Source organism: Acinetobacter sp. Ac8 (genome assembly GCF_055392545.1).
This window is the reverse complement of the sequence record NZ_AP043689.1, coordinates 1,378,968-1,403,875: the sequence shown is the minus strand read 5'-3', so window position 1 is coordinate 1,403,875 and position 24,908 is coordinate 1,378,968. Positions and strand designations below refer to the sequence as shown.

Here is a 24,908-nt window from a genome sequence, read left to right as displayed (position 1 = left end):
AAGCACCTTTCGGTGCTTTTAAAATCAATCTTTAGCAGATTCATCTGGTGGAACTTCGGTAATTCTCCCACCACGCGCTAAAAATGCAGCGACTTCATCTTCCAACGCTTCACGCTGTCTTTTTTTCGCTGTCACAGTGAGTGTTTCAGCTTCAGCCAAATCTGTATCTGAAACTGTAGAGTCACTTGCCGCAGCGCCTTTTTCAGCCGCTTTAGCTTCATCATCGTCTACTGCATGATCTTCTGAATTATCATCATAATCATTTGTATCTGTCATCTTTAACTCCCCATCAATGACGTCAATGTACCATCCGAAAAATGGTGATGTTTTACAGAGAAATGTATCAAGCTCTTCGCCATTCGACTAGTATCTAGATACACAAAATCGTGTTTTTTTTCATCAAATTCGTAATGTTGTTTAAATGATTGGTTAAAAAATATCAGAAATCCAATTAAATGGCATATTGCGTGCTTTTTAAAGTTACCAGCCCATTGGCTTGTGCCATAAATTGATCTTTTAAAAATGGCTTATTTTCAACTTGTTTTAAGCCAAAGTTACGCGCCCAAACCAATGGAAATATTTCCGCAGTTTCTACAAAACCAATCATCGACATGCTATGCATCATGGCATCATTTTGCCCTTTACGTTGGTGTTCATAACGCTTTAAGGTTTGTTCATGTGCCCATACGCCACGCTGTTTATCTTTAAGTAATACATCACACAGAATAGCAGCATCTAAACACCCGATATTTACGCCTTGCCCAGCTAAAGGATGAATTACATGCGCTGCATCGCCAATCAAGGCCAGCCCATCTTTTACATAACGTTGTGCCGCACGCGCCTTAAGTGGAAATTGAGCCCGTGGTGTCGCTTCAACGATCTTGCCCAACATATGATGACTTTCACGTGTCAATAATTCACAAAAATCAGCATCATCTAAGCGCGCATATTCTTCTGCATAATCATCAGGTAAGGTCCAAACGATTGAAATCCAGTGTTCAGCTTGTTCTGGCTTTAAACTCGCCATCGGTAAAAATGCCAATGGGCCTGTCGGATGGAAAATCTGACGAGCCACGTATTGGTGTGGTTGTGTGGTACGAATCGCACAGGTCAAACCTGCCTGTTGATAATCTAAAACATCAAGATCGATAAATGCTTGATCACGAACAAATGAATTTGCACCATCTGCACCAATCACTAACTTGGTCTTTAGCTCAGTCCCATCTGCAAGTTTAATGATCCAACAACCTACCCCCTGCTCTACTCGCACAACTTTAACTTGAGTACGATAATCTTGCAGTTGCTCCAACATTTCCTGTTGGATGGCAAGGTTTAATAAACTTGGTTCAACCATTGAACCTAAGCTTTGCTCAGCTGTAGGAAAGTTTTCTGAGGCTTGCCCAAAGTTAATTTCACCATAACCATTTTTATTCCAGACTTGCATGCCTGTATAGGGCATTTGGCGAGCGATTTTTTCCCATACATTCACCGTTTTTAACAAGTGAATCGTGGCTTGGCTCAAGGCTAAAACCCGCGGATTAGCAACAGCTAAAGTCTTTTCAGCATCTAAAATAGGGGCTGCATCTAAAACAGTGGCTTGCACACCACCTTTTGCTAGAAGTAATGCGGTTAAGCCACCCACCAGACCACCACCAACAATCACCACATCTAACATATCTTGCTGTGTCATGCTTTTAATCCCATCGCATAATTGGCAACCAAAGGTTTAATCCCCGGAATCACATCAAAAGCCACCAAGCCAGTATTACGCAATAATTTTAACACTGGATTTTGATTACTAAATCCACGCACTACAGAATCACAAAATTTAATCACACGTTGCTGATCAGTTAAGCGAGATTGTTCATAGGCCTTTAACATCTCAGGTTGTCCAATATCATCAGATTGCGCAATTTGCGTTGTGATATAACGCATCAGCACATCTGCATCACGCATACACAAGTTAAAACCTTGTCCAGCAACAGGATGAATGGTATGTGCAGCATTACCCATCAAAATTACCCGACCCACCGCTTGTTTTTCAGCAAGCACTTGTGCCAATGGGAAGCTAAAACGTTTACCTGTCTTCTGGAATTTACCCGCACGATCACCATAAGTTTGCTGTAAAGCATCGAGGAAATGTTGGTCATTTTCATCACCTAACCATTCATCTTCTGTGCCTTTTTTCACCGGCCAAACCACTGAACGACGACATTCCCCCGGCAATGGGAGCAATGCCAATGGCCCTAAATGGCTAAAGCGTTCAAAGCCCACTTGATGATGTGGTTTAGAGGTTTGTACTGTTGTGACAATTGCCACCTGATCATAATCATGCACATCCACACCAACACCTAAAGCTTGGCGACAGAAAGAATCACGACCATCCGCAGCAATCAACAATTTGGCTTTAAGTGAATGGGTATATTCTTCACCACGATTGGCTTCAACATATACATAGTCACCCTCTTGTTTTAGTGAGGTGACTTGTACACCGTCAATCAATTCAATTAAAGCTTGCTGGCGAACTTGAGTCAGTAGTACACGGCCTAGCCATGCATTTTCAATCACTTGTCCAAAACTTTCTACTTTTTCTTGATCTGCGACTAAGCGTGCTTTACCAAAACTGCCTTGTTCAGTGATATGTACTTCGAGAATAGGAGTCGCATGTTCTTGCAAAGCATCCCAAAGACCGAGTTTTTGATAAATTTGCACGGTACGACGTGATAGCGCGGTATTTCGTGCATCAAAACTGGAATGATAGGGTGCAAGATTGGCATCATCATAATTTGGATATTTCACAGCCTCTAAAAGCTTTACCGCAATATTGGCTTTTGCCAACATTAGAGCCAAGCTCAGCCCAACCATTCCACCGCCGACGATGATGACTTCTTGTTGCATGCTTTTATCCTTTCTATATGTGATTCAGCGTACTGAATACTTATAATCTTGATTGATTTCATATTACATCAAGCAAAGTTATTTTTATATTGAAATAGGAAATTGTTGGCTGTATTTGTACTGAATCAATACGCTATTTTTAACATAAGTATGAAAATTAAAAATTCTAGCCAAGAATTAAGCATGTTATTTAGCTCGGCCGATATGTCATCTTAAAGATATTGTTTAAATATCAAACACGAAGAATAGAAAAATGTCGTTGATAATTTTGCGATATACCCATAATCAATTTAAAAAAAATGTAACATTCCATAAACAGTGATTAAAACTGTCTCGCATCATTTCTCTTTTTCTTATCCACTCACCATACTCTCTACACATGAGTATAAATCGATCGAGATACTGACCTTCTTCTGTCAGTGAGTATTCAACTCTTACAGGTTTTCCCTCATAGACATTCCTTTCTATAAACCCTTTATTTTCAAGAAAATTTAATTCTAAAATAAGCATTCGTTGCGAGATATTCGGAATATTATTTTTAATCTCACTAAATCGTCGAGGTTTCTCTAGTAAAAAGGACAAAATCATCATTTTCCAACGACCACCTAATTGCACAAATACCTCTTCAACGGGGCAACCTGAGCGATATTGTATGAATTTGATATAATCCTTACATAAACTTATTGAACATATTGCCAAATATCAGGATCTTTATAAGTTTCATCAATCTGATAACCAGCTATCTTTGCTCTACTTTCTTTCATTCTTCGATCATTCTTATTTTCATCTAGCTCTCTTAAAAAAGCTTGTTGTAACTGCTCAGAACTCATTGTATCTGAATCAGAAATAGCATTTCGTCCAGCATATCTAAAATGCTCAAAACTATATCTCACCATATATTGTTCTTTTTTATCATCTTTATGGGTTTGAGTAAAAGTTATTCCTAGAGTGACATCATTATTATATAAATTAAAATACATATTCCCATTGGTTCCTACCATCATCTCCTGCCACTCTTTAAAACTCAAAGTATAACTAGGATCAATGACCTCTCCCATATTTTGACTCATATACTTAAGATTATCTTTTTTATCTAAGCGGGCATCGTTGGGTAAAAAATACTGCTTCCAATGCTGAGTATTAATTTGATCAATAATCTTTGTATATGCAGTATATGCTTCTTGGCTATTGGTATATTCATTCTGATGTAGACTGGCATTGATATCCATAATCTGAATACCATCATTACTGCGTCTCGCAATTTGTGTTCCCATAACACTTATGACATTGTCAATTTCAAAGTTACTCTTCCCAGTTACAACTTTTACTTTACCGAGTTGTGGTGGAGTCCAATCAAGTGATAAAAAATTCATTCCAGCAGGTTGGCGATCTATAGGAGTATGGCTATATTGAATAAAATCTTTTAGGCCTTGCTCACCAAAATGTAGATCGATAACTTCTAATTGCTGACTCGCTAATTGAATATTCTTATTTGTGATGTTACTTGGCTGACATGCCAATAAAGAACAGGACATTACCGTCAAAAAAGTTGAAATAAAACTGAATCTCATACGTATGGCTCTGTTGTTATAACCACTACGATTTCCTCTTGTTATTTATTCAAATGTCTTGTGAAATCTACTTCGTCGACTTCTTAAATATTGAATCTGAATTAACATGCCGATTTTAAACATATCACCTAAGCTACATCATGTGAGTCTAATATAAAACTTTACATAAACTTATTGAACATATTGCCAAATATCAGGATCTTTATAAGTTTCATCAATCTGATAACCAGCTATCTTTGCTCTACTTTCTTTCATTCTTCGATCATTCTTATTTTCATCTAGCTCTTTTAAAAAAGCTTGTTGTAACTGCTCAGAACTCATTGTATCTGAATCAGAAATAGCATTTCGTCCAGCATATTTAAAATGCTCAAAACTATATCTCACCATATATTGTTCTTTTTTATCATCTTTATAAGTTCTATTAATCACAATATCTACTCGGACATCATTATTGTATAAATTAAAAACTAACCTATTAGTCTTTGATAAAATTTCTTGTAATTCCTTAGGGCTTAATTTAACTGTAGGATCAACTACGTCTCCCATATTTTGATCCATATATTTGAGATTTTCTTTTTTATCTATGCGAGCTGCATAAGGTAAAAAATACTGCTTCCATTGCTGAGTATTCATTTGATCAATAATCTTTGTATACGCAGTATATGCTTCTTGGCTATTGGTATACTCATTCTGATGTAAACTGGCATTGATATCCATAATCTGAATACCATCATTACTACGTCTCGCAATTTGTGTTCCCATGACGCTTATGACATTATCAATTTCAAAGCTACTCTTCCCAGTTACAACTTTTACTTTACCAAGTTGAGGTGGAGTCCAATCAAGTGATAAAAAATTCATTCCAGCAGGTTGGCGATCTATAGGAGTATGGCTATATTGAATAAAATCTTTTAGGCCTTGTTCACCAAAATGTAGGTCGATAACTTCCAATTGTTGACTCGTGACTTGAGTATTCTTATTTGTGATGTTACTTGGCTGACATGCCAATAAAGAACAGGACATTACTGTCAAAAAAGTTGAAATAAAACTGAATCTCATATGTATCACTTTGATTTACCCTTATTTCTATTTAAATATTTTTATTTATTTCAATCATAAAACCCACACAATCTCTCTTATTATCTCCCAAAGCTGGAAATATAGCCCAATGCTTTAACAAGGTTTTTTCAGTAAATCCTGTTTCAATCAGAACGTTTCGTGATTTCACATTTTCTGCATCACAAAAAGTCTCAATTCGTTTAAGCCTACTGCTATTTTTTAAATAAGCAATGACAGCAGTGATTGCTTCCCTCATAAAGCCCTGCCCTTGAAATTTACCTCCAAGCCCAAAATGAATTTCACCGTGATCTCCCTTGTGAATAAACATCACAAGCCCCATGGCTAAATTGGTTTTGCGCTCGACAATAATCCAAGCAAAATCTTTATCATTATTTTCCCATTTTGTACCACTCCAATTTTCAAACATACACTTGGTTTGCTCAATATTGGCATGTGGTCGCCTTTGTAAATATTTCGAAGACTCCCTGTCTCCGCAATACTCATGAAAAAGTGAGATTTCATCACCGTGAACAAACTTTCGTAAAATCAAACGACTTGTTTCTACTGGCTTAGCTAAAACGGTGTAAGTATCCATACATACTCACCTTTCAAATTAAAAACTTATACTGACTTTGCCATCAACGCTTCAATATCTTCAATCGACTTCACCACATTTTTGGTCAAGACCACAGGACCCTGTTCAGTTGCAACCACATCATCTTCAATCCGGATACCAATACCACGCCATTTTGCATCCACTGTTTCATCATCAGGTGCGATATATAAACCTGGTTCAACAGTAACAACCATACCCTGCTCATAGCTACGCCATTGACCATTTTCATCTTTATATGCGCCAACATCATGCACATCCATACCAAGCCAATGCCCTGTACCATGCATATAAAACTGACGATAGCGTTCAGATTCAATAATTTGATCAACATCACCTTGCATAATGCCAAGGTTGACCAAACCTTCTACCATGATCCGTACTGCAACATTATGCGGTTCTTTATAAGAATGACCGATTTGAATTGCTTCAATCGCAGCAATTTGTGCATCTAAAATAATTTGATATAGCGCTTTTTGTTCAGGGCTAAACTTACCATTTACAGGAAAAGTACGGGTGATGTCTGAGGCATAGCATTCATACTCAGCAGCCGCATCAATCAACACCAAATCACCATCTTTTAAGGGTTGGTTGTTCTCAACATAATGTAAAATACAGCCATTTTTCCCACCACCCACAATGCTGTTATAGGCAGGAACACAACCACTCTGACCAAAGATATAATTCAACTCAGCTTCTAAAGCATATTCCATCATCTCAGGATGAACTTTTTGCATAGCACGCGTATGCGCATCTGCACTGATATTTGAGGCGATTTGCATCAATGCAATTTCTTGATCGGACTTATGCAAACGCATTTCATCTAAAATTTGATCAAGTTGAATCAACTGCGTTGGAACGCCAAAACCACGTCCAGATTCATTGGCTTTGGTGATCCAAGTACTGACCTTGGCATCAAAATCTGCACGTTGACCAATACGATAGAATAATTTTTCTTTATTTAAAATTTTAGCAATAATTTCTTCGTCAAGTAGATCAATCGCATAAGCTTCATCTGCTTCATAATCATCAACCGCACCATCAATTCCAGCGCGGTAACCATTCCAAATTTCCATTTCACGATTACGTTCACGACAGAACAAGCTATAGATATATTCCTCACCAGTTTCATCTGTCTCTATGACTGCAACTGCTTGTGGCTCTGCAAAACCGGTTAAATAGAAAAAGCTACTCTCTGCACGAAACTTATAATCAGCATCTCGGTTACGCATGACTTCAGGACTGGTTGAGATAATTGCAATGCTATTGGGACCCATTTGTTCAGCGAGGCGGTCACGACGTTCCTGAAAATCTGCTTGAGTTAATTTCATTCTCTATTCAGCTTGTATTTCAGATGATTAATTTGGAAGAAGCTTTAACTTACAATTACGCTTAGATGAATGCAAATACTGATGACTCAATATTTGCATATTTTAAAATAATTTTATTATTTCTCCTGTTCTCCGCTCAATCGCGACAATAGAACCAGCAAATCATTCCAAATTAAAAAAATTTAACCCTTTACATCACTACTTTATTCAACTTCGATGTTTTTAAAGTGAATAAAAAAGCACTGTAAAGGGCGCTGTAAAACTGGCTGCTCATCAAACATGAATGTTCTCAAAGTTTAAGTTTCTTAGCTTTTTTCTTAGTTTTAGCTTGGGCGATGTGGAGTAAACATCTCTACAACATTGTTACTTTCAGAAGCATCAATTGCTTGTTTCATTTTGCTATGAAAATTTTGCAATAAAGGGCTTTCAGATACTGGAACTTTTTTTCGTCCCATTGATAATGACACAGGGATCAAGCGTACAAATTCATACAACTCAAGATAGCTTGCTTCGCCCTCATCATCATCATCTGATTCATCAAACTCAACAGACGCGACATCTTGTAAACTTTCAATGAGTTCTTGTTCATCTGCGCGAATATGCCCAGAAGCTAAACCAAAGCCAAGCACAACCCCTGCACACCAATCTGCCAGTGATTGCACACGCTCAGCCAATGTATGCTCATCATCTGGAAGCATTGGAAGATAGTCTAAATCATCGTCTGAAAGTGCGTGTGATACGTCCTCAGCTTCATCAGACAATAGTGCAAGCGCTTCATCGTCTAATTTTGGCACATCAAGCGTAGATAAAATTTGTAACCATTCATCTCGAGTCGGAACTTCAGTAACACAAACTATACCTGTCAGTAAGCCATGTAACTCACTCGGGCTTGAAATTTCCTCAATCCCCTCAAAATTTTGATTCCAATCTGACCAACCTGAAATATCGTCTTGCATTCGTTTATCCAATCTCTATACTTCTGTATATATTACCTTTGATTGCAAATCTGTGCGACCCGTTATGTTAGAACAATTACAGCGTCTACAGACGCATATTGGTGTTTTAAAAACACGAATTGAAACTGTTGAGAAAGAAAATGCATCGCTGTTAAAAGAAAAGGATAACAGCGAAGAGCAATCTCATGCTCAAATTAGCCATAAAAATAGCATTATCACCCAAAAACAAGATGAAATTGATACGCTCACTGAGCAACTCTCTCAGTTACAAAATCAGTTTCAACAGCTCAATACAGATGCCACATCTTTAGCTGAGCGTTATGGGCGTTTGGAAAAAAGCTGTACCGATTTAAAAAATCGTTTTCAGGAAATTTTGGCTGAACGTAATGAATTGCGTGTGGTTAAAGAAAAAATGGCAAATGAGCAGCGCCATCACTTACAAGACATCAAAGGTCTTCAAGATGAGCGTGAACGTTTAATTCAAAAAAATGAACATGCCAAAACAAAAGTGGAAGCCATTATTCAACGCCTTTCGATTTTAGGGACTGAACAAGATCACCATGCGCAAGAAATCCAACAGCTTGCTCATCCATCAGAGTCTAATGAGGAAGTATGAGTATGTCTGAACATGTGACTGTAGAATTACGCTTAATCGAGCAAAGTTTCCGTTTAGGCACCACAACAGATAAGCAACCAGAACTCGAACGTGCTGGTCGACTTTTAAATGAAAAGTTTCAAGAATTTCGCCGTAAAGCCCCTAATGTTGAACACAATAAATTGGTGATCATGGTGGCTTTAGAACTGATGCAAGAAGTTTTAGGCATGAATAAATCGTTACAAGAATATGCACAATGCGAACGTTTATTAGCGACCATGTTAGAAGATGTTGAAAAAGCGGGATAAACCGCTTTTTTTTCGTGCAATTGATTGGTTTTTTTATGCTGTATTTATAAATTATGAGCGTTGGTGATTTGCCACAATCTCCAAATTATGTATACTTAATACAACTCTAGGGTGTTCGCCAGTACGTCTATTCCCCTGCCGATACTTAAACTTATGGATGTGTTCTGTATATTTTGAGTGTATGCCCACCTTGAGTGGGAAACCCATTAAGTGTACGTCGCGTCCACCTTGAACTCATCGGGTTCAGGGTAACGACCATGCAGCGGCATCTCTGGAGTGTTTTATTTTAAAATCCTTATAAAATAAAAATTATAAAGATACGCGGGAATCTATATTTGATTACATTTTCAAAAATATAGCCCTACCCTATAGGTTATAGCGAAACAACTATCTATTCTCTTTGATCCACGCGATAAACTGATTAAGTCGGACCTGCACCATCATTCAAAAACTGAACTGATTCCAAACACAATTTTTTCCATTCAGCTGCAAATTCTTCTTCTGCTTTTTGTTTACCTAAATTTGTGGCGTACACGGGTTTTGCTTCTGCATCAGCAATGATGACTTCTAAATTTTTTGCATTATTACTTAGTTCGCCTTTTAAATTAAATGCTGTATTTAAATCAACACCAAACTGTCTTAATTGCATGATCATTCCAGCACTTTCTGCAATAATTTTGCAGTGATCTATTTGATTTGCATAAATTTCCGGGCTAAATGATAAAAGCAATAAAATTTTCAATTTCATTTTTATAGTCCTTAGAATTTTTCTAATTACATTGATTATATGCATAGAGATCATCTAGCGCCATGCTTCCAAACGATCTACTAAAATCTCAAACATCATCGTTTATGCACGATATGCATTAGATATTTATTTTTATTGAAGAGCATAATTTCTTTTTCATTATTCTAATAAAACCCATAAATCTGCATCATCCAACTTCCCATCCACTAGAGCTAAAATATAGCTATGCCCTATACAAACTCGATACTTCAAACTTAGTTACTACCTCTGAATTGCTATAAATCACCTAAATTTAAGAAAAATATAGAAACAACACCAATCCAAGAGCAATCAAAGATACGATTAGCCATACATTTATACAATTAAAGCTTTTGATGAAATTCCACATTTTGCTATCCCTTAGAAATGGCTAAGGAATTCTACTTTTTTGGGTTTAATTTAAAAATTATAAATTAGTCTGAGCTACAAAAAATTCGACTGTACAATAAGTATTTAAATATATAGTAATTATCCCAAAGTATTCATTTAAACACCTAATATCTATAGACATTCTTTATAGCTCATTGTAAAACTTTTCAAAAACTCACCTTTAGCGTTATTTAATTGATAAACAATATTGCCTCGTGTTGTTTTTTTAAATACTTCAGACTCAAACAAATCACTTTTACTACAGATGTTATTTTTGGTCAGATTTTTATATTTGTTTTCATCAAATTTCTCTCTTAGATCTTCTGCAGACTCAATCCCCTTTAAATCAGATACAAGCAACAATCCATTGCCGGTCAATCTAATTCTAGAAATGTTTGTTAAATCATCTGATTGATTCGGCTTAATGTTCGAAAAATTGTGATTAATCACTTTGACTAAGCCATTGTACAATTCGAGATTAATGATATTGAATTGATCATCAACCGCACCAACTTGCAAAAAAGGTTCGTCTAATGGGCTTTGCGCTTTCAATTCAGCACATAGTAAAAAACTGAGTATAAACAATAAATATCGCAACGTAGTTCTCCTCATCAACGATCCAGCTGTTGAAACAAAACACTGCAAATACAAGTTTAAGCGAGTGCATAACGATAACTAGACTCGCTATACAACCACAAATTTGTCGGTACTTACTGCCTATATCCCTCCTTTATCCATTAAAAGAAAAAGTGAGATAACGACATAGGTTCAAAATTAATTCTTTCATATACTAAAAAGCCCATCTTTCGATGAGCTTAGATTTAAAGTTATGAGTTGTTCCACTCACCAGATTGAACACCTAACTCATCATCACCAGTCATCAGAACTGCTGTTAAAATTGGAACCGCTAAAATCACTGGGAAAAAGACAATCCATAGATCAATGGATAGCTTATTGGAAAAAACAAAATGAATCACGATCGCAATTAAAGCCAATATTCCAAACAAAATACTTGCGAATCGAGTGGCAAATTTTAAAAGCATTTTTTATTCCCCTTGTAATTAAAAATTTTTACTCTATTTACTCTCATAGTTATGTCCTATTTTTAGAAATTAAGCAAAGCACTTTGAGGTAAAACAGCCTCTATTTTGAGGTATATTTACAAAAACCTTAAAAAAAATATGGATTTCTATAAAAGCTGACATTTTTATTTAATTTTTTAACTTTATTCTTATGCCTAAAACCCAATAAAGCCATATCTAGAATGTGAGACAGATCAAACATATTTCACATTTGCTCATCTTCGCGCTTTATCCATCATTTAAAACCAAAGTCGGTGAGATTTACGCAATCCACAGATTCACCAACGTCATCCACCGTCACTTTGGTTTAAAAATTTAGACAACACACTCAGTTCACTAAAATCAGTTGTAAGCATGAAATTTAATATCGAACGTATATTTTAAACATTTGATATTCTTAAAAAACATAATTACTTCTTAGCTTGATTGATGTTTAACTTGAGTATTTGGTAGGAACAAGGTCACAAAACCTAATAGTGGTAAAAATGAACATAATTGAAATACCCAATCTATGCTATTTTTATCTGCGAGATAGCCTAGCCCCGCCGCTGCTATACCACTTACTCCAAACATGAGACCAAACATCAGTCCCGCAATCATCCCTACACGACCAGGCACAGCTTCTTGTGCATAAACAACCATCGCAGAAAATGCTGACGACATAATTAATCCAGCTATCATTGCGAAAGTACAAGTCCAGAATAAATTTACATAAGGTAAAGCCAGTGCAAACGGTATCATTCCCAAGAAAGATATCCAAATCACTGCTCTACGCCCAATTCGATCGCCAATAGGCCCACCAAAATAAGTTCCTATTGCAACAGTAGCTAAAAAAGCAAAGAGATATAACTGAGCACTTTGAATGGAAAGATGGAACTTTTCAATTAAGTAAAAAGTATAGTAATTACTTATGCTTGCAATATAAGTAAACTTAGCAAACATCAATATAGCAATAATACTAAGTGCGCGAAATAAAGTACGCCCATGCAATTTAAAACTTGGTAAAGCTATACTTTTGCTGAGTTGTTTTTGTGCATTATTTATTGTCCATTTACTGACTTTAAATAAAATCCAAATTGCGATTAAGGCAAATAGCATCAGCCATGCTGTTGAAGCCTGACCATTTGGAACAATAATGATTGCAGCAAGTAAAGGACCTATCGCTGATCCTGTATTTCCACCCACTTGAAAAGTTGACTGAGCTGTACCAAACTTTCCTCCAGAGGCCATTCTCGCAACACGTGAGGCTTCAGGATGAAATGTTGAAGATCCAACTCCAATTAAAGATGCTGATAACAGCAACATATAGAAACTATTAGAAAAAGCCAGCATGAATATGCCAATCAGTGTAATTACCATCCCCAATGGCAAAAGATAAGGTTTAGGATATTTATCGGTATGTAATCCAATCCATGGTTGTAATAATGAAGCGGTAACTTGATAAACCAGTGAAATTATTCCGATTTGAGTGAAATTTAATGAAAAACTATTTTTAAGTAATGGGTAAATTGCGGGAAGTGACGCTTGAATTAAATCATTTAATAAATGAGCGAAAGCAACTGCGAAAATAATGTGATGTACCATCTTAGGGTCGTTTGGAGCATCCATCCGATGATCTTGATGTGTTGGTGAAGTAGATTGCATAAACAAACCTTTATTACATGAAACTTTATGGTTTAGTATAAATTGTCATATTGACTTGTATATTCCAAAAATTATCGCCTAAGTGACAAATTTTAAGAGTGTATATCGATGCCAGTAAACTCAGACTCGGTAACCACATTGGTTATTTCTAAAGGCTCCAAGCATAAATATGGAAGTGTTATCGCACCACATATGCATAGCCGTGCGCAGTTGCTCTATGCGTCTCAAGGTGCAATACGTGTTCAAACGGCTGATCATATCTGGCTTATCCCTCCGCAATGTGCGCTGTGGATCCCTGCATTTGTTGAACACAGTGTGATTTCATTAAGCGAGGTCAGATTAAGTACGGCTTTAGTTGAAAAAAATGCTGCAGATATTTTAGGAGAAAAATGTTTTTTAGTGAGAATGAGCAGCCTTTTACGTGAATTAGTTCTTAGGCTTAATCAACTAGATACAATGAAAGATCACGAAACGCCATACAGCGAAGATTTAGAGAGATCCTTACAACTGCTAATTTTTGATGAAATAAAAAAGGCACCTACATATCCAATAGAAATTCCCAAACCTAAAGATAAACGTCTTATCTTAATTTGTGACTATTTAATTAATAATCCGAACAACGCTAAGGAATTAAATATCTGGGCTGATGAAATTGGTACAAGCCCAAGAACCTTAATTCGATTATTTAAAAAAGAAACAGGTTTGTCCTATCGAGGGTGGATTCAACAAATGCACATTGTCTTGGCCTTAAGCCAACTGGCTCAAGGCAAAAGTATATCTCATATATCCGCTTCATTAGGTTATACCAGCCAGAGTGCATTTAGTGCGATGTTTAAACGGCACTTAGGGCATCCACCTCAAAGTTTTAAATAAATTTTTTATTGCTCTGTTCATATTAAAAAACCACCGAATCGGTGGTTTTTCATTAAAATTTAATGTACTGCTTCTGCTGAGGACTCTTTATGATCATCATCTTTGGTTTTGGCTAAATTTTTACCCTTGGTTTTCTGAGGATTATTTTTATGTGACTGATAGTAGCAAGCAATTGCAATTCCAGTCCCTAATAATGCTACGGTCTTTAACATGATATACCTCATACTGAATTGAATAACGTCTATTAGGAATAACATCAAATTTCTAATAAAGTATTTCGATATGTGAGTTATGCAAGTTTATGTGAAACTTTATTACATTTGATTTCAAAGATTCAGATAAATCATCGAAATTTCAGTCTTATGGCTGATTTAATCTATTTCGGTATTTAACCAAACAGTCACATGGTAAGTTTTTATTATGAGATTTTAATTCCATTTAATCATTTTAAAATTATCGAGTATTGATCAATCAACACAAATCAGAAATCAGAAATCAGAAATCAGAAATCAGAAATCAGAAATCAGAAATCAGAAATCAGAAATCAGAAATCAGAAATCAGAAATCAGAAATCAGAAATCAGAAATCAGAAATCAGAAATCAGAAATCAGAAATCAGAAATCAGAAATCAGAAATCAGAAATCAGAAATCATTCTTTAACTTTCGATACCTTTTATATTACCTTTTATATTACCTTTTATATTACCTTTTATTTTCATTCACCCATATAAAAAGCCCATCTTACGATGAGCTTTTCTAAAACATTGATTACGAATTATATCGCAATACGATAAAGTTGATTTTGATTAAGATAGAAAGATGAACCATCAATATTAAATTGACGATCGTCACCAGATTCTAATTCAATCTTTTTCCCTACTTCGACCCAACTCATACCAGTACGGTTGCTTTGTTGTCTTTTTAAAGGAACGATCTTTACGCGAATTTCATCGCCATTTACTGCAGAGGCTATTGTCCAGCCATTTAAAATATTCATTTTTTCACTCAATTGTTTTGAGCTTTTGCAAACAGAGAAGTATTTAACTATTAAGACCAACAGATATATTTTTGGAACTAACGATAAGAAGGCATCTAACCTTAATTTAAACTTTTGATATTTACATCAGCTTGATATTGCAGAAGTCAGAGTTGAAGCCAACCTTCAAGTCTTGCTTATATATTAAGCACATCTGCTTTAGTATTTTTCATAATACGCTCATTCAGCAGATTATGCAACTTAAATAACATTTGATTATTTTAAATTAAAAGTTCTTCTTTATATAATGGCTTTGTGATGTTTATGTACAGGCCTAGATTTAAAGATTTCCTATATCACCATTTAAAACAACACCATACAAATATTTGATATTTTTATAAATATATTTTGTCGATATAAACTCAGTTTAGCCAACATATCTCCACATATGGCTCTCACAACTACCTTAGTGTAAGTGGATTAAAAGGCTATTATCCAGACTCACTTCACAGTTAAGAAGATTATAATGTCATTTAAAAGTTTTTCGCAAAATTCAACTCAAGCAAATTCTGATACTAAAAATGCTGAGCAAACTCCTGCTAAAGATGCGCCACAAGCAACTCCCGGTGTGACACCGCCGAATCCAAATCAGGACAATAATCAAGTTAAACCGGCTGAAGAAAATAAACCTAAATAATATTAACGTTTAATTTATACAGCTTTATCTAAAAAACTTACCGATACTTGGTAAGTTTTTTTATTGTGAGTCATATAAATTCAGATGTTATCTACTAAAATATTCAGTTTTTTAATGATGTAAAAAAGCCCACAATAGTGCGGGCTTTTTAGATCGGCATGCTGCGATCTCATGCTCAGCGTTAACTGCTTAGGTTTTAAATCTATTTAGAGGGAATACGCAATTCCTGTAACAACCTAAACACTTCCGTTTCGCTTACGGATTCGATCAAAGCTAAGTTAACACAGATCAACAGATGAAAGCGGATAAAATATATTTGATTACGCTTTATTTATTCAATTCTCATAATTCTAAATTCAAATCATAAAGTCTTATCGATATAAGACCAAAATTCTTAGTGAAATTTAAAATACAGATGCTCGCTCAAGTCTGAATAAATCACTTAATTGTTTGATTTAATAAATAAACTATATTTATTATCAGTATTTCGTTTTTTGTGCTTTTGAATCATAGATGGGTATCCTACCGTGGGGCGACATGGATGTCGCCGTTGGGCGGGGGTACATGAGCAAAAATAAAGCATTGCTTTGTTTGCAGCGCAAGAGCCCTGTTAAACGAAAGATTTTTGTTACTTTTGATCTTTCAAAAGTAAGGTATCGCCTACGCAAAGGTATTTAAACTTTAAATGTAAAGTGTGGCATTGCTAACTTTTTAATCAAATAACTTTTACATACTATTGATTTAATTAAAAATATTGATTAAGGATAATTATATTATTGTGTCTGAGTTTTTTGACAGGTTGACTATAAAAAGCCCCTTACTCTGCACTTTACAAAGAATCGTTTAGTTTAATTTTAACCATCTACTGTAAATACGGTAAGAGACCAATGATCTCAAAAAAGATTTAGCCATGCTTAGCCTACAAAGCGTAAGCCCACACCCGGTTCAGTCACAATATATTTGGGTTGTACCGCATTATCATTCAGTTTTCCACGCAATTTGGCCACCAAAATTCTTAAATAGTGGGTATCTTCCTGATGAGTAGGTCCCCATAAATCACTGAGAATTTGTGGTTGAGTAATCAACTGCCCTTTATGTTGCGCCAATAAAGTCAGCAATTGATATTCCTTACGTGTCAGTGAAATCAGTTGTTGGTTAAGAAATACCTGTCTTTGGGCAAAATCAATTTTTAAAAATCCATCATCAAAAAAAGCGGACTCTACAGCAATATTTTGAAATTGTCTGAGTAATACACGGATTCGCGCCATCAGCTCCTGAACACTAAAAGGTTTCGTCACATAATCATTGGCGCCAGCATCCAGTAATTTAACTTTTTCCTCCTCATTAGAACGAACCGACAAAACAATCACAGGGACATGTGACCACGCTCGCAATTCAGACAAAACTTCTAAACCATCTAAATCAGGTAGCCCTAAATCTAAAATAATTAAATCAGCGCCTTGCAAAGCCAAAAGCTCTAAGCCCTTTTGACCATTTTCAGCCAGTAGGGTTTTATACCCTTGTGCCCTAAGTGCAATATCGAGAAACTTACGAATTTGAGTTTCGTCATCAATAATCAATACATTGGTCATGGAACTTGTCGATACATTATGTTCTGGCATGCTATTTCCTAAAATCAATATGTGCACTTATCCAATCTGCTGAATCGGCAATTGCATACGGATGCAGGTGCCTTGATTATTCTTGGCTGAAGATGCCGAAATTTTACCCATATGCGCACCAATAATGGCTTTAACAATGGTTAAGCCCAACCCCGTACCATACTGCCCGCGATCGCCACGTTCCATAGTATAGAACATATCAAAAATTCGCTCTCGTTCATCTTCTGGGATACCCAAACCTTGATCACTAATTGAGATTTCAATTTCGTTTTCATTGAGTTGTAAAACTTTAATCGTTACCGCTTTATTTTCTGGAGAAAACTTGGCTGCATTTTCCAATACATTAAAAATCGCTTGTTCGATCAAAGCCGCATGCACAAATAGGCTCAAGGTTTGCTCAGGTAAATCAACCTCAACAAGACTTTGAGGCATATAACGTTTTAAACGGCGTACCGCTGAACCAATCAACTCATCGACACCAATCCAATCTCGTTTAAGACTTAAACCTTCATGGCCTAAGCGTGTCATATCCAATAAATTCTGAATATAACGATCCAGTCGTTCGCCTTCTAAATGAATCGCCTCCAACAAACTGTCTTGATCTTGTTCATCCATTGAATGCCGATAATTACTCAAAGTATCAGCTGCACCAATCATAGAGGCTAAAGGTGAACGTAAATCATGAGAGACGGAGGATAACAAGGCCGAACGCAATCTCTCGGTTTCTGAACTGACATTGGCGATTTCCAATGCTTTAGTGAGTTGGGTTCGAGAAATCGCTTGAGCAATATATTCAACCATGGTTTCAGTCAATTGCTTCTGTTCTGTATTTAAAACCAATACATTTTTAAGAAACTTAACCCCGACTACACCAAAACACTGCTTAGACGCCAATAATGGTAAAAACCACCAATCATTTTCAGTCAAGGTTTGGGTAAACCGTCCCGATGGTTGATGGTTCTTAAATGTCCAATCTGCTGAAATTTTTTCTTTATTGTTAATCACCTCAAGTGATGACGTTGACGATTCTGGGAAATAAAACCAGATTTCGGCATTTAAGTTTTTACTTAAACTGTTTTCTGCAATCTCCTGCACTTGCTTTAAATCAATTGCAATAGACAACTTCTGACCTAAATCCTGCATAATGCTGTTATAGCTATTGGCAGCCTTTAAAGCTGTTACTTGTTCTCTCAGTCTTGATGCCAAACGGCTTGAAATCAACGCTGCGCCTAAAAAGGCAACCACGGTTATCACGCCCTGATGTGCAGAAATTTGCAAAGTGAATTTGGGTGAAATAAAGAAAAAGTTATAAGCCAAAAAGAACAACAGTGCCGAAAATACCGCAGCCAGCATCCGTGTCTTAGATGCCACAAAAACTACAGCAGTGATAAATATCACCGAAAGCTCTTCGATTCCTAAATACTTTTCACCTAAGCTGGCAATCACAATACTGATCACCGTGGTTGATATAACGAATAATATTTCTCTAAGATTTAGAAATGAATGCGTATCCTGAAAAAATGATTGCTGACGATGTTCTGCAAGAATCGGGACGATACTCAATTCAAAACTTGGCTGGTACTTAAGTAATTGATCAACAAAATTTACACCCCATACCAAGGCTTTACGATGCGATTGTGCCAACACCAAGGTTGAAATTCCTCGATCCATCACATAATCAAACAACGTTTTTGCATGTTGTTGACCATAAAGGATTTCTGTCATTCCGCCCAATTGACGGGTGAGGTTTAAAGCACGTTCAATTTCTCGACTGGATAAATTGTCTTGTTTTTCGCTTATTTTTGAATCTTTAGAAAAGACCACCACCGTCCAATTTGCCTGCCGATTTTCGGCAATACGACAACCTGCGCGGACCAACGCCTCTGCCTGCCCATTGCCCTCAATCATAATTAAAATATGATTTTTTAAAGGAATGGGGACTAGCCCTTGTATAGCAAAATTTTCTCGAACATCGGTATCGACATGACTGGCAACGGTTTGCATTGCCAATTCACGCAATGCGGTCAGATTTGAACTGTTGAAAAAGCGTTGTAATGCCTGTTCAGCTTGCTCAGGCACATAGACTTTGCCCTGATTTAAACGCTCAAGTAATTCATTGACTGGTAAATCAATTAATCGAATATCACGGATCCGCTCAAAGACCCGATCAGGTACAGTTTCAGTCACCCGAATACCCGTAATTTGATAGACCACATCATTTAAACTTTCGAGATGCTGAATATTCATCGTGGTAAATACATCAATACCCGCATCCAGCAATTCATTAATATCTTGCCAGCGTTTTTCATGACGACTATTTGGCATATTGCTATGCGCAAATTCATCCACTAAAACAATACTGGGTTTGCTTGCCAGCACAGCATCAAGATCCATTTCTTCAAGAGCATGCCCTTGATACTCAATCGTCTTTCTTGGAATAATCACCAAACCGGAGATGAGGTTTTCAGTTTCAATGCGACCATGGGTTTCAACATAGCCAATCACAATGTTGATCCCTTGCAAGGCCAGTTCGTGCGCACGCACTAACATTGCAAAAGTCTTCCCCACACCAGGTGCAGCCCCTAAAAATATAGTGAGGCGCCCAGATTGATAACGCTGAGTGTGTTGCAATAAAACATCTGCTTTATTATTTCTATAATCGCTCATCGCCGTCTGCTTGTTTAAAAATTACATCACTGTGGTGTTTCTTTGCGACCATTCAATACAGCAAAAAACACAGGCCAGCAAAGAAACACAGAAAAAACCGTCGTTTGATTCAGCTTGAATCATCTACAATCTCAAAGAGGGAATATTGTAAATTTATAAGAGAATAAAATCCCAATAATGCCCGCTTTTCAACAATCAGAGAGAATCAATTACATCAACACAGATTCATTTTGCATTGATGATTGCAACCCCTTTATTGAGTTCCAATTTGATCCAAAGCCAAATTTAATTCAAGTACATTGACTCTGGCTTGCCCTAAAATTCCAAATGTCGGTTGTATACTATTTTCTTGCAGCAACCTTAGCACATCCTGTTCAGGCAAATGTCTTGCTTTGGCAATGCGTTTTACTTGAATCATTGCAGATTGCACACTGATTTCAGGATCAATTCCGCTGCCTGAAGCCGTGACCAAATCCGCAGGAATCGCGCTTTTTTCAATGTGATCCTGTATTGCAATTTTGTTTAAACGTTCATCTACTGCTTTATGTAAATCAGGATTAGTTCGTGCCATATTACTTCCTGCCATGGCCATTGGATCATAATTGGCAGCAGAAGGTCGTGGATGGAAATATTGCGCTTGTACAAAAGGCTGTGCAACCAGTTTAGAACCGACAACTCGGTCATTTTCAACGATCAAACTGCCATTGGCTTGTTGATCAAAAAAAACTTGTCCTAGCCCTGTTGCCGCAGTACTGTAGACAAAGCCACAGAGACCCAATGCGACAATGGTTAATCCCAGCGATGCCCGTGTTAGTCCAGCGAATGATGACTCAACCAATCGATTATTTTCAGTATTCATTTTAATCAACCTCAAAATTTCTAAAGCGCCAATAAAGGACTGATCATCAGATCAATCAGCTTGATCGCAATAAACGGCAACAACACACCACCCACACCGTAAATCAGCATATTTCGACGTAACAATTGCGTTGATGTTGAAGGCTTAAACTTCACTCCACGTAAAGCAATTGGAATCAATAATGGAATAATGATGGCATTGAAAATCAGTGCTGAGAGAATTGCACTTTCTGAACTTCCCAAGCGCATCACATTTAAGGCTTGCATTTGAGGAATGGCTGCAACAAATAAAGCAGGTAAAATGGCAAAGTATTTGGAAACGTCATTGGCCAATGAAAAGGTGGTCAATGCACCACGGGTAATTAACTGCTGTTTACCAATCTCAACGACAGACAATAATTTGGTTGGATCTGAATCCAAGTCCACCATATTGCCCGCTTCTTTTGCCGCTTGGGTCCCTGAGTTCATTGCCAAACCAATATCCGCTTGTGCCAATGCAGGTGCATCATTGGTTCCATCGCCAACCATAGCAACCAAATGACCTTTATTCTGTTCATGACGAATACAATTTAACTTATCTTCAGGTTTTGCTTCAGCAATATAATCATCGACACCAGCTTCAGCTGCAATAGCAGCAGCAGTCAGCGGGTTATCGCCTGTGACCATGACAGTTTTTATACCCATTTCACGTAAGCGAGCAAATTTTTCCTTGATGCCTTGTTTAATCACATCTGAAAGTTCAATCACCCCCAGAATATTTTGATCTTTTGCCACCACTAACGGCGTTGCACCTTTTGAAGCAACCTGTTCTACCCGTGTTTTAAGCTCACTATGATGTTCAATATTCTGTGAAGCGAATTTAACAATCGCATCTACTGCCCCTTTACGGATTTGCTGTCCATTGAATAAATTTACACCTGAAATTCGCGTTGCGGCATTAAAGGCAATAAACTCGGCCTGTTCAGGTTCAACAATATGTTCACCTTGCTCTTTTGCCAAAACCACAATGGATTTACCTTCTGGTGTTGGGTCTGCAAGTGAGGTCAATATCGCAGCTTGACGTAGTTCCGACTCAGTCACCCCAGTCAGTGGGAAAAATGCTGTTGCCTGACGATCACCATAGGTGATGGTTCCTGTTTTATCGAGTAACAATACATCTACATCACCCGCGACTTCGACAGCTTTACCTGATTTGGCAATCACATTGGCTTTTAATGCCCGATTCATCCCCGCAATACCAATTGCAGGCAACAAGCCACCAATGGTGGTTGGAATCAAACACACCAACAATGCCACCAATAAAATCGGGTTAATTTCAATTTTTAAGAAATGCCCAATAAAAGGTAAACTCACCACCACCGCGATAAAGGTCACGGTCATCACAGTCAGTAAAATCCCCAGTGCGATTTCGTTTGGTGTTTTTTGACGATTGGAGCCCTCAACCAAAGCAATCATTCGGTCAAGAAAGCTATTACCCGCTTCAGCAGTCACCTGTACCACGATACGATCCGTTAAAACCTTAGTTCCCCCAATCACACCGGACTTATCGGTACCTGCTTCACGTAAAACGGGTGCTGACTCACCTGTTACCGCAGCTTCATTAATAGTCGCAAAACCATGAACAATTTCACCATCCGCAGGCACCAGTTCTCCTGCACGGACTTCAATCAGATCATTCATTTTTAATAAAGTTGCAGCGACTTGCACACCCTCTAAGTCATCCTTAGCACTGAGTCGACGTGCGGTTAAGTTTTGACGTGCTTGTCTTAAGGAGGAGGCTTGACCTCGACCTTTAGCTTCGGCAATGGCTTCAGCATAATTGGCAAATAATACGGTGATAAATAAAATCAAGGTCACCGCTAAACCAAATACAGTATCGGCTTGACCCGTTAAAGTACTGACCAGTGTGATAATGGTACCCAGCCATACGATCGCCATCACTGGATTTTTAATCGCATGTTGCGGTAACAATTTAATCAAGGCATTTTTCCAAGCTTCACCTTGAAATAAAGTTGATGATTTATTTTGCGTAGATTGTTTTGAATGATTCATTGTATTCACCCTAGCCTTGTACCAATAACAGCTGATCAGCGATCGGTCCTAAAACAAGGACTGGCATAAATTGTAATAAAGTCAACATCACCACAATGGCAATCAGGGTGAAAGCAAAGGTTGGCGTTTCCACTTTTAAACTACCACTGCTTTCAGGAGCTTGACGCTTTGCAGCTAAACGCGCAGCAATCATTAAAGGAATGATCAATGTCGGAAAACGTCCAAGCAGTAAAGCGATGACACAGCTCACATTCCACCACACGGTATTGTCTGCTAAACCTTCAAAACCAGAACCATTATTGGCAAAGGCCGAAACATACTCATACAACACTTGCGAAATAGCATGGTATTGCGGATTGCTATTGCCTGTAAGTTCTGGGAAAAACAAAGCGATTGAGCTTAAACCGAGAATCGTAATTGGCTGAATCAAAATCACCACAGCAAGTAATTTGATTTCCCCTGCTTCAATTTTGCGGCCAAATAATTCAGGTGTACGCCCTGTCATCAGACCCGCAATAAATACAGCCAAAAACAAATAGATCATGAATTGTTGTAAGCCACAGCCAATCCCGCCCCAAATCGCATTAATCAGCATATTCGCCAGCGCCACCAAGCCTGTTAATGGCGATGCAGAATCATGCATCATATTGACTGAACCATTATTAACCTGTGTGGTTATGGCGGCCCAAAGTGCAGAAGATGCCTCACCAAAACGTACTTCCTTTCCTTCCATAGCATAAATTTGCATCACGGTAGATGACAGGCTTTCAGACCAAATTGCCGCCGTGGCTGAAACAACCGACATCAGCAACATTGAGCCAAAAACAAAACCAGCAAATTTTGCACGTTTGGTTAAAAAACCCAACATAAAAATCACGGCGACAGGAATAAGTAAAATCGCAATCATTTCTAAGAAATTTGAAAATGGTGTTGGATTTTCCAATGGCACACTGCTGTTAGGTCCATACCACCCCCCACCATTACTGCCCAATTGCTTAATCGCAACCATGGGTGCAACAGGACCGAGTGGAATTTTTTGAGTTTTTAATTCAGTGGTTTGATCAATCACTTGAACTTCTGGACCACCTTGAAAGGTTGATGGCACACCTTGGCTATTGAGTAATAATGACCAAATCATGCATAACGGAATTAAAAACCGAAAGGTTGGACGAATCACATCGGCCCAATAATTACCGACATTGATTTTTTCAACTTTATTTTGAAAGCTTAGGTTTTGATCTGCTTCTGACAAAGCATTCGATTGCGGATAAAACAAGGCACGGACGGTTGCGACCACCATTGCCAACCCCATCATTGGCGTAATGATTTGCAATCCAACAATACCAACCATCTGTGATAAATATGACAGTTGCGCTTGACCTGAATAGTGCTGTTGGTTGGTATTGGTCAGAAATGAAATCATGGTATGCAGGGCTAAATCCCATGACATATTTGGTGCATTATTTGGATTGAGTGGCAAACTTGCTTGGCACATAAACAACAGCCAAGTGACCAATCCGATGACGATACAACTCGCGACAAAGCTGAGTGAATAGGTTTTTGCATTCATCCCTTGATCAGGATGTGTACCCAAAACACGATAAATCGGTTTTTCAATCCAGTTAAAAATTGGATCAATTTTCATTTCTCGGTTTTGCATAATACAGGCAAGATATTTCCCTAAAGGAAAAGCCAAAAGCACCACAATCACCAAGACTAAGATAAACTCTAACATGACATTTCCCCCCAACTTGATTGGCTCAAATTAAAAATGTCGATATTGCAATGATTTATATGTTTTTGAAGTACGCATAATTTTGGATGCTGTACTTGTTGATGCGCTATATATTTAGCACTCATCTTTTTCATCCTAAACGCTGGGATATTCCACAACTCAGTATCCGAAAATACCCCGTAAACTCTCTATTTACAGTCAGATCAGCCGCGTAA

At 37.4% G+C, this 24,908-nt stretch carries 24 protein-coding genes and 1 other RNA gene; 5 read left to right on the top strand and 20 right to left on the bottom strand.

Annotated elements, in window-relative coordinates:
- Positions 1-24: 24 nt before the first annotated feature.
- The 9 genes from ACZ5QH_RS06740 to ACZ5QH_RS06700 all read right to left on the bottom strand — a co-directional run bounded on the left by ACZ5QH_RS06740 (position 25) and on the right by ACZ5QH_RS06700 (position 8,428).
- The gene (locus ACZ5QH_RS06740; protein WP_004722066.1) at positions 25-276 is read right to left on the bottom strand and encodes a hypothetical protein; all 252 of its coding nucleotides are present in this window, start codon (positions 274-276) and stop codon (positions 25-27) included.
- 175 nt (positions 277-451) lie between these two features.
- Positions 452-1,690, bottom strand: a complete 1,239-nt coding sequence (locus ACZ5QH_RS06735; RefSeq protein WP_303576434.1) for an FAD-dependent monooxygenase — start codon at positions 1,688-1,690, stop codon at positions 452-454.
- A complete protein-coding gene (gene ubiH / locus ACZ5QH_RS06730) occupies positions 1,687-2,898 on the bottom strand; it encodes a 2-octaprenyl-6-methoxyphenyl hydroxylase (protein WP_034614245.1) in 1,212 nt (403 codons plus the stop codon). Before ubiH ends, ACZ5QH_RS06735 begins: the two co-directional genes overlap by 4 nt.
- A gap of 285 nt (positions 2,899-3,183) precedes the next feature.
- Complete coding sequence (locus ACZ5QH_RS06725; RefSeq protein ID WP_303576550.1) at positions 3,184-3,552, bottom strand: winged helix-turn-helix transcriptional regulator; 369 nt, start codon at positions 3,550-3,552, stop codon at positions 3,184-3,186.
- 26 nt (positions 3,553-3,578) lie between these two features.
- Positions 3,579-4,469 carry a hypothetical protein gene (locus tag ACZ5QH_RS06720; protein ID WP_464016786.1) on the bottom strand — a complete coding sequence of 297 codons (891 nt, stop codon included), beginning with the start codon at positions 4,467-4,469 and terminating at the stop codon, positions 3,579-3,581.
- 171 nt (positions 4,470-4,640) lie between these two features.
- Positions 4,641-5,528 (bottom strand): hypothetical protein, encoded by an 888-nt coding sequence (locus ACZ5QH_RS06715; RefSeq protein WP_303576432.1) that lies wholly within the window; start codon positions 5,526-5,528, stop codon positions 4,641-4,643.
- Positions 5,529-5,559: 31 nt separating this feature from the next.
- Positions 5,560-6,123: a GNAT family N-acetyltransferase gene (locus tag ACZ5QH_RS06710; protein ID WP_303576431.1), complete on the bottom strand. Its 564-nt coding sequence runs from the start codon at positions 6,121-6,123 to the stop codon at positions 5,560-5,562.
- 26 nt (positions 6,124-6,149) lie between these two features.
- A complete protein-coding gene (gene pepP, locus ACZ5QH_RS06705) occupies positions 6,150-7,472 on the bottom strand; it encodes a Xaa-Pro aminopeptidase (RefSeq protein ID WP_303576430.1) in 1,323 nt (440 codons plus the stop codon).
- Positions 7,473-7,795: 323 nt separating this feature from the next.
- On the bottom strand, positions 7,796-8,428 hold the full coding sequence (locus tag ACZ5QH_RS06700; RefSeq protein ID WP_004819950.1) for a UPF0149 family protein: 633 nt from the start codon (positions 8,426-8,428) through the stop codon (positions 7,796-7,798).
- Positions 8,429-8,492: 64 nt separating this feature from the next.
- Between ACZ5QH_RS06700 and ACZ5QH_RS06695 the strand changes: the two genes are divergently transcribed.
- From ACZ5QH_RS06695 to ssrS, 3 genes are all read left to right on the top strand, one after another.
- Entirely contained in the window at positions 8,493-9,044 is a 552-nt protein-coding gene (locus tag ACZ5QH_RS06695; RefSeq protein ID WP_004722081.1) for a hypothetical protein, read from the top strand.
- Positions 9,045-9,046: 2 nt separating this feature from the next.
- Positions 9,047-9,331 carry a cell division protein ZapA gene (locus ACZ5QH_RS06690; RefSeq protein ID WP_056516198.1) on the top strand — a complete coding sequence of 95 codons (285 nt, stop codon included), beginning with the start codon at positions 9,047-9,049 and terminating at the stop codon, positions 9,329-9,331.
- A gap of 100 nt (positions 9,332-9,431) precedes the next feature.
- Positions 9,432-9,613: non-coding RNA, 6S RNA (ssrS, locus tag ACZ5QH_RS06685), on the top strand.
- Positions 9,614-9,752: 139 nt separating this feature from the next.
- Here the strand turns inward: ssrS and ACZ5QH_RS06680 are convergent.
- From ACZ5QH_RS06680 to ACZ5QH_RS06665, 4 genes are all read right to left on the bottom strand, one after another.
- Positions 9,753-10,079, bottom strand: a complete 327-nt coding sequence (locus tag ACZ5QH_RS06680) for a hypothetical protein (protein ID WP_303576429.1) — start codon at positions 10,077-10,079, stop codon at positions 9,753-9,755.
- 540 nt (positions 10,080-10,619) lie between these two features.
- Entirely contained in the window at positions 10,620-11,084 is a 465-nt protein-coding gene (locus tag ACZ5QH_RS06675; protein WP_303576428.1) for a hypothetical protein, read from the bottom strand.
- Positions 11,085-11,314: 230 nt separating this feature from the next.
- Positions 11,315-11,530 (bottom strand): hypothetical protein, encoded by a 216-nt coding sequence (locus tag ACZ5QH_RS06670; RefSeq protein ID WP_004819941.1) that lies wholly within the window; start codon positions 11,528-11,530, stop codon positions 11,315-11,317.
- Positions 11,531-11,986: 456 nt separating this feature from the next.
- Entirely contained in the window at positions 11,987-13,177 is a 1,191-nt protein-coding gene (locus tag ACZ5QH_RS06665) for an MFS transporter (RefSeq protein ID WP_303576549.1), read from the bottom strand.
- Between the two features lie 138 nt (positions 13,178-13,315).
- On the opposite strand from ACZ5QH_RS06665, the gene ACZ5QH_RS06660 reads away from it, so the two are divergent.
- Positions 13,316-14,086 carry an AraC family transcriptional regulator gene (locus ACZ5QH_RS06660; RefSeq protein WP_413772484.1) on the top strand — a complete coding sequence of 257 codons (771 nt, stop codon included), beginning with the start codon at positions 13,316-13,318 and terminating at the stop codon, positions 14,084-14,086.
- 59 nt (positions 14,087-14,145) lie between these two features.
- Here ACZ5QH_RS06660 and ACZ5QH_RS06655 read toward each other — a convergent pair whose 3' ends face one another.
- Together ACZ5QH_RS06655 and ACZ5QH_RS06650 are read right to left on the bottom strand one after the other, a co-directional pair.
- Complete coding sequence (locus ACZ5QH_RS06655) at positions 14,146-14,298, bottom strand: hypothetical protein (RefSeq protein ID WP_004819938.1); 153 nt, start codon at positions 14,296-14,298, stop codon at positions 14,146-14,148.
- Between the two features lie 563 nt (positions 14,299-14,861).
- Complete coding sequence (locus ACZ5QH_RS06650) at positions 14,862-15,083, bottom strand: hypothetical protein (protein WP_004722098.1); 222 nt, start codon at positions 15,081-15,083, stop codon at positions 14,862-14,864.
- A 505-nt stretch (positions 15,084-15,588) separates the two neighbouring features.
- On the opposite strand from ACZ5QH_RS06650, the gene ACZ5QH_RS06645 reads away from it, so the two are divergent.
- Positions 15,589-15,759 carry a hypothetical protein gene (locus ACZ5QH_RS06645; protein ID WP_171077820.1) on the top strand — a complete coding sequence of 57 codons (171 nt, stop codon included), beginning with the start codon at positions 15,589-15,591 and terminating at the stop codon, positions 15,757-15,759.
- Between the two features lie 914 nt (positions 15,760-16,673).
- Here ACZ5QH_RS06645 and ACZ5QH_RS06640 read toward each other — a convergent pair.
- From ACZ5QH_RS06640 to kdpA, 5 genes are all read right to left on the bottom strand, one after another.
- On the bottom strand, positions 16,674-17,381 hold the full coding sequence (locus tag ACZ5QH_RS06640; protein WP_034618127.1) for a response regulator: 708 nt from the start codon (positions 17,379-17,381) through the stop codon (positions 16,674-16,676).
- Positions 17,382-17,408: 27 nt separating this feature from the next.
- Positions 17,409-20,048: a sensor histidine kinase gene (locus ACZ5QH_RS06635; protein WP_303578096.1), complete on the bottom strand. Its 2,640-nt coding sequence runs from the start codon at positions 20,046-20,048 to the stop codon at positions 17,409-17,411.
- Positions 20,049-20,301: 253 nt separating this feature from the next.
- Entirely contained in the window at positions 20,302-20,907 is a 606-nt protein-coding gene (gene kdpC / locus ACZ5QH_RS06630) for a potassium-transporting ATPase subunit KdpC (protein ID WP_303578095.1), read from the bottom strand.
- A 20-nt stretch (positions 20,908-20,927) separates the two neighbouring features.
- The gene (kdpB, locus tag ACZ5QH_RS06625; protein WP_303578094.1) at positions 20,928-22,958 is read right to left on the bottom strand and encodes a potassium-transporting ATPase subunit KdpB; all 2,031 of its coding nucleotides are present in this window, start codon (positions 22,956-22,958) and stop codon (positions 20,928-20,930) included.
- A gap of 10 nt (positions 22,959-22,968) precedes the next feature.
- Positions 22,969-24,693 (bottom strand): potassium-transporting ATPase subunit KdpA, encoded by a 1,725-nt coding sequence (gene kdpA / locus ACZ5QH_RS06620; RefSeq protein WP_303578093.1) that lies wholly within the window; start codon positions 24,691-24,693, stop codon positions 22,969-22,971.
- Positions 24,694-24,908: the final 215 nt, after the last annotated feature.

Bases quoted from the DNA above. Each gene is read 5' to 3' on its own strand.
- ACZ5QH_RS06700 (WP_004819950.1), bottom strand. From the start codon at position 8,428: ATGCAAGACGATATTTCAGGTTGGTCAGATTGGAATCAAAATTTTGAG.
- kdpC (WP_303578095.1), bottom strand. From the start codon at position 20,907: ATGAATACTGAAAATAATCGATTGGTTGAGTCATCATTCGCTGGACTA.
- ACZ5QH_RS06690 (WP_056516198.1), top strand. From the start codon at position 9,047: ATGTCTGAACATGTGACTGTAGAATTACGCTTAATCGAGCAAAGTTTC.
- kdpA (WP_303578093.1), bottom strand. From the start codon at position 24,693: ATGTTAGAGTTTATCTTAGTCTTGGTGATTGTGGTGCTTTTGGCTTTT.
- ACZ5QH_RS06695 (WP_004722081.1), top strand. From the start codon at position 8,493: ATGTTAGAACAATTACAGCGTCTACAGACGCATATTGGTGTTTTAAAA.
- ACZ5QH_RS06710 (WP_303576431.1), bottom strand. From the start codon at position 6,123: ATGGATACTTACACCGTTTTAGCTAAGCCAGTAGAAACAAGTCGTTTG.
- ACZ5QH_RS06665 (WP_303576549.1), bottom strand. From the start codon at position 13,177: ATGGATGCTCCAAACGACCCTAAGATGGTACATCACATTATTTTCGCA.
- ACZ5QH_RS06655 (WP_004819938.1), bottom strand. From the start codon at position 14,298: ATGTTAAAGACCGTAGCATTATTAGGGACTGGAATTGCAATTGCTTGC.
- ACZ5QH_RS06645 (WP_171077820.1), top strand. From the start codon at position 15,589: ATGTCATTTAAAAGTTTTTCGCAAAATTCAACTCAAGCAAATTCTGAT.
- kdpB (WP_303578094.1), bottom strand. From the start codon at position 22,958: ATGAATCATTCAAAACAATCTACGCAAAATAAATCATCAACTTTATTT.
- ACZ5QH_RS06635 (WP_303578096.1), bottom strand. From the start codon at position 20,048: ATGAGCGATTATAGAAATAATAAAGCAGATGTTTTATTGCAACACACT.
- ACZ5QH_RS06740 (WP_004722066.1), bottom strand. From the start codon at position 276: ATGACAGATACAAATGATTATGATGATAATTCAGAAGATCATGCAGTA.
- ACZ5QH_RS06720 (WP_464016786.1), bottom strand. From the start codon at position 4,469: ATGAGATTCAGTTTTATTTCAACTTTTTTGACGGTAATGTCCTGTTCT.
- ACZ5QH_RS06650 (WP_004722098.1), bottom strand. From the start codon at position 15,083: ATGAATATTTTAAATGGCTGGACAATAGCCTCTGCAGTAAATGGCGAT.
- pepP (WP_303576430.1), bottom strand. From the start codon at position 7,472: ATGAAATTAACTCAAGCAGATTTTCAGGAACGTCGTGACCGCCTCGCT.
- ACZ5QH_RS06735 (WP_303576434.1), bottom strand. From the start codon at position 1,690: ATGACACAGCAAGATATGTTAGATGTGGTGATTGTTGGTGGTGGTCTG.
- ubiH (WP_034614245.1), bottom strand. From the start codon at position 2,898: ATGCAACAAGAAGTCATCATCGTCGGCGGTGGAATGGTTGGGCTGAGC.
- ACZ5QH_RS06680 (WP_303576429.1), bottom strand. From the start codon at position 10,079: ATGAAATTGAAAATTTTATTGCTTTTATCATTTAGCCCGGAAATTTAT.
- ACZ5QH_RS06715 (WP_303576432.1), bottom strand. From the start codon at position 5,528: ATGAGATTCAGTTTTATTTCAACTTTTTTGACAGTAATGTCCTGTTCT.
- ACZ5QH_RS06640 (WP_034618127.1), bottom strand. From the start codon at position 17,381: ATGCCAGAACATAATGTATCGACAAGTTCCATGACCAATGTATTGATT.
- ACZ5QH_RS06670 (WP_004819941.1), bottom strand. From the start codon at position 11,530: ATGCTTTTAAAATTTGCCACTCGATTCGCAAGTATTTTGTTTGGAATA.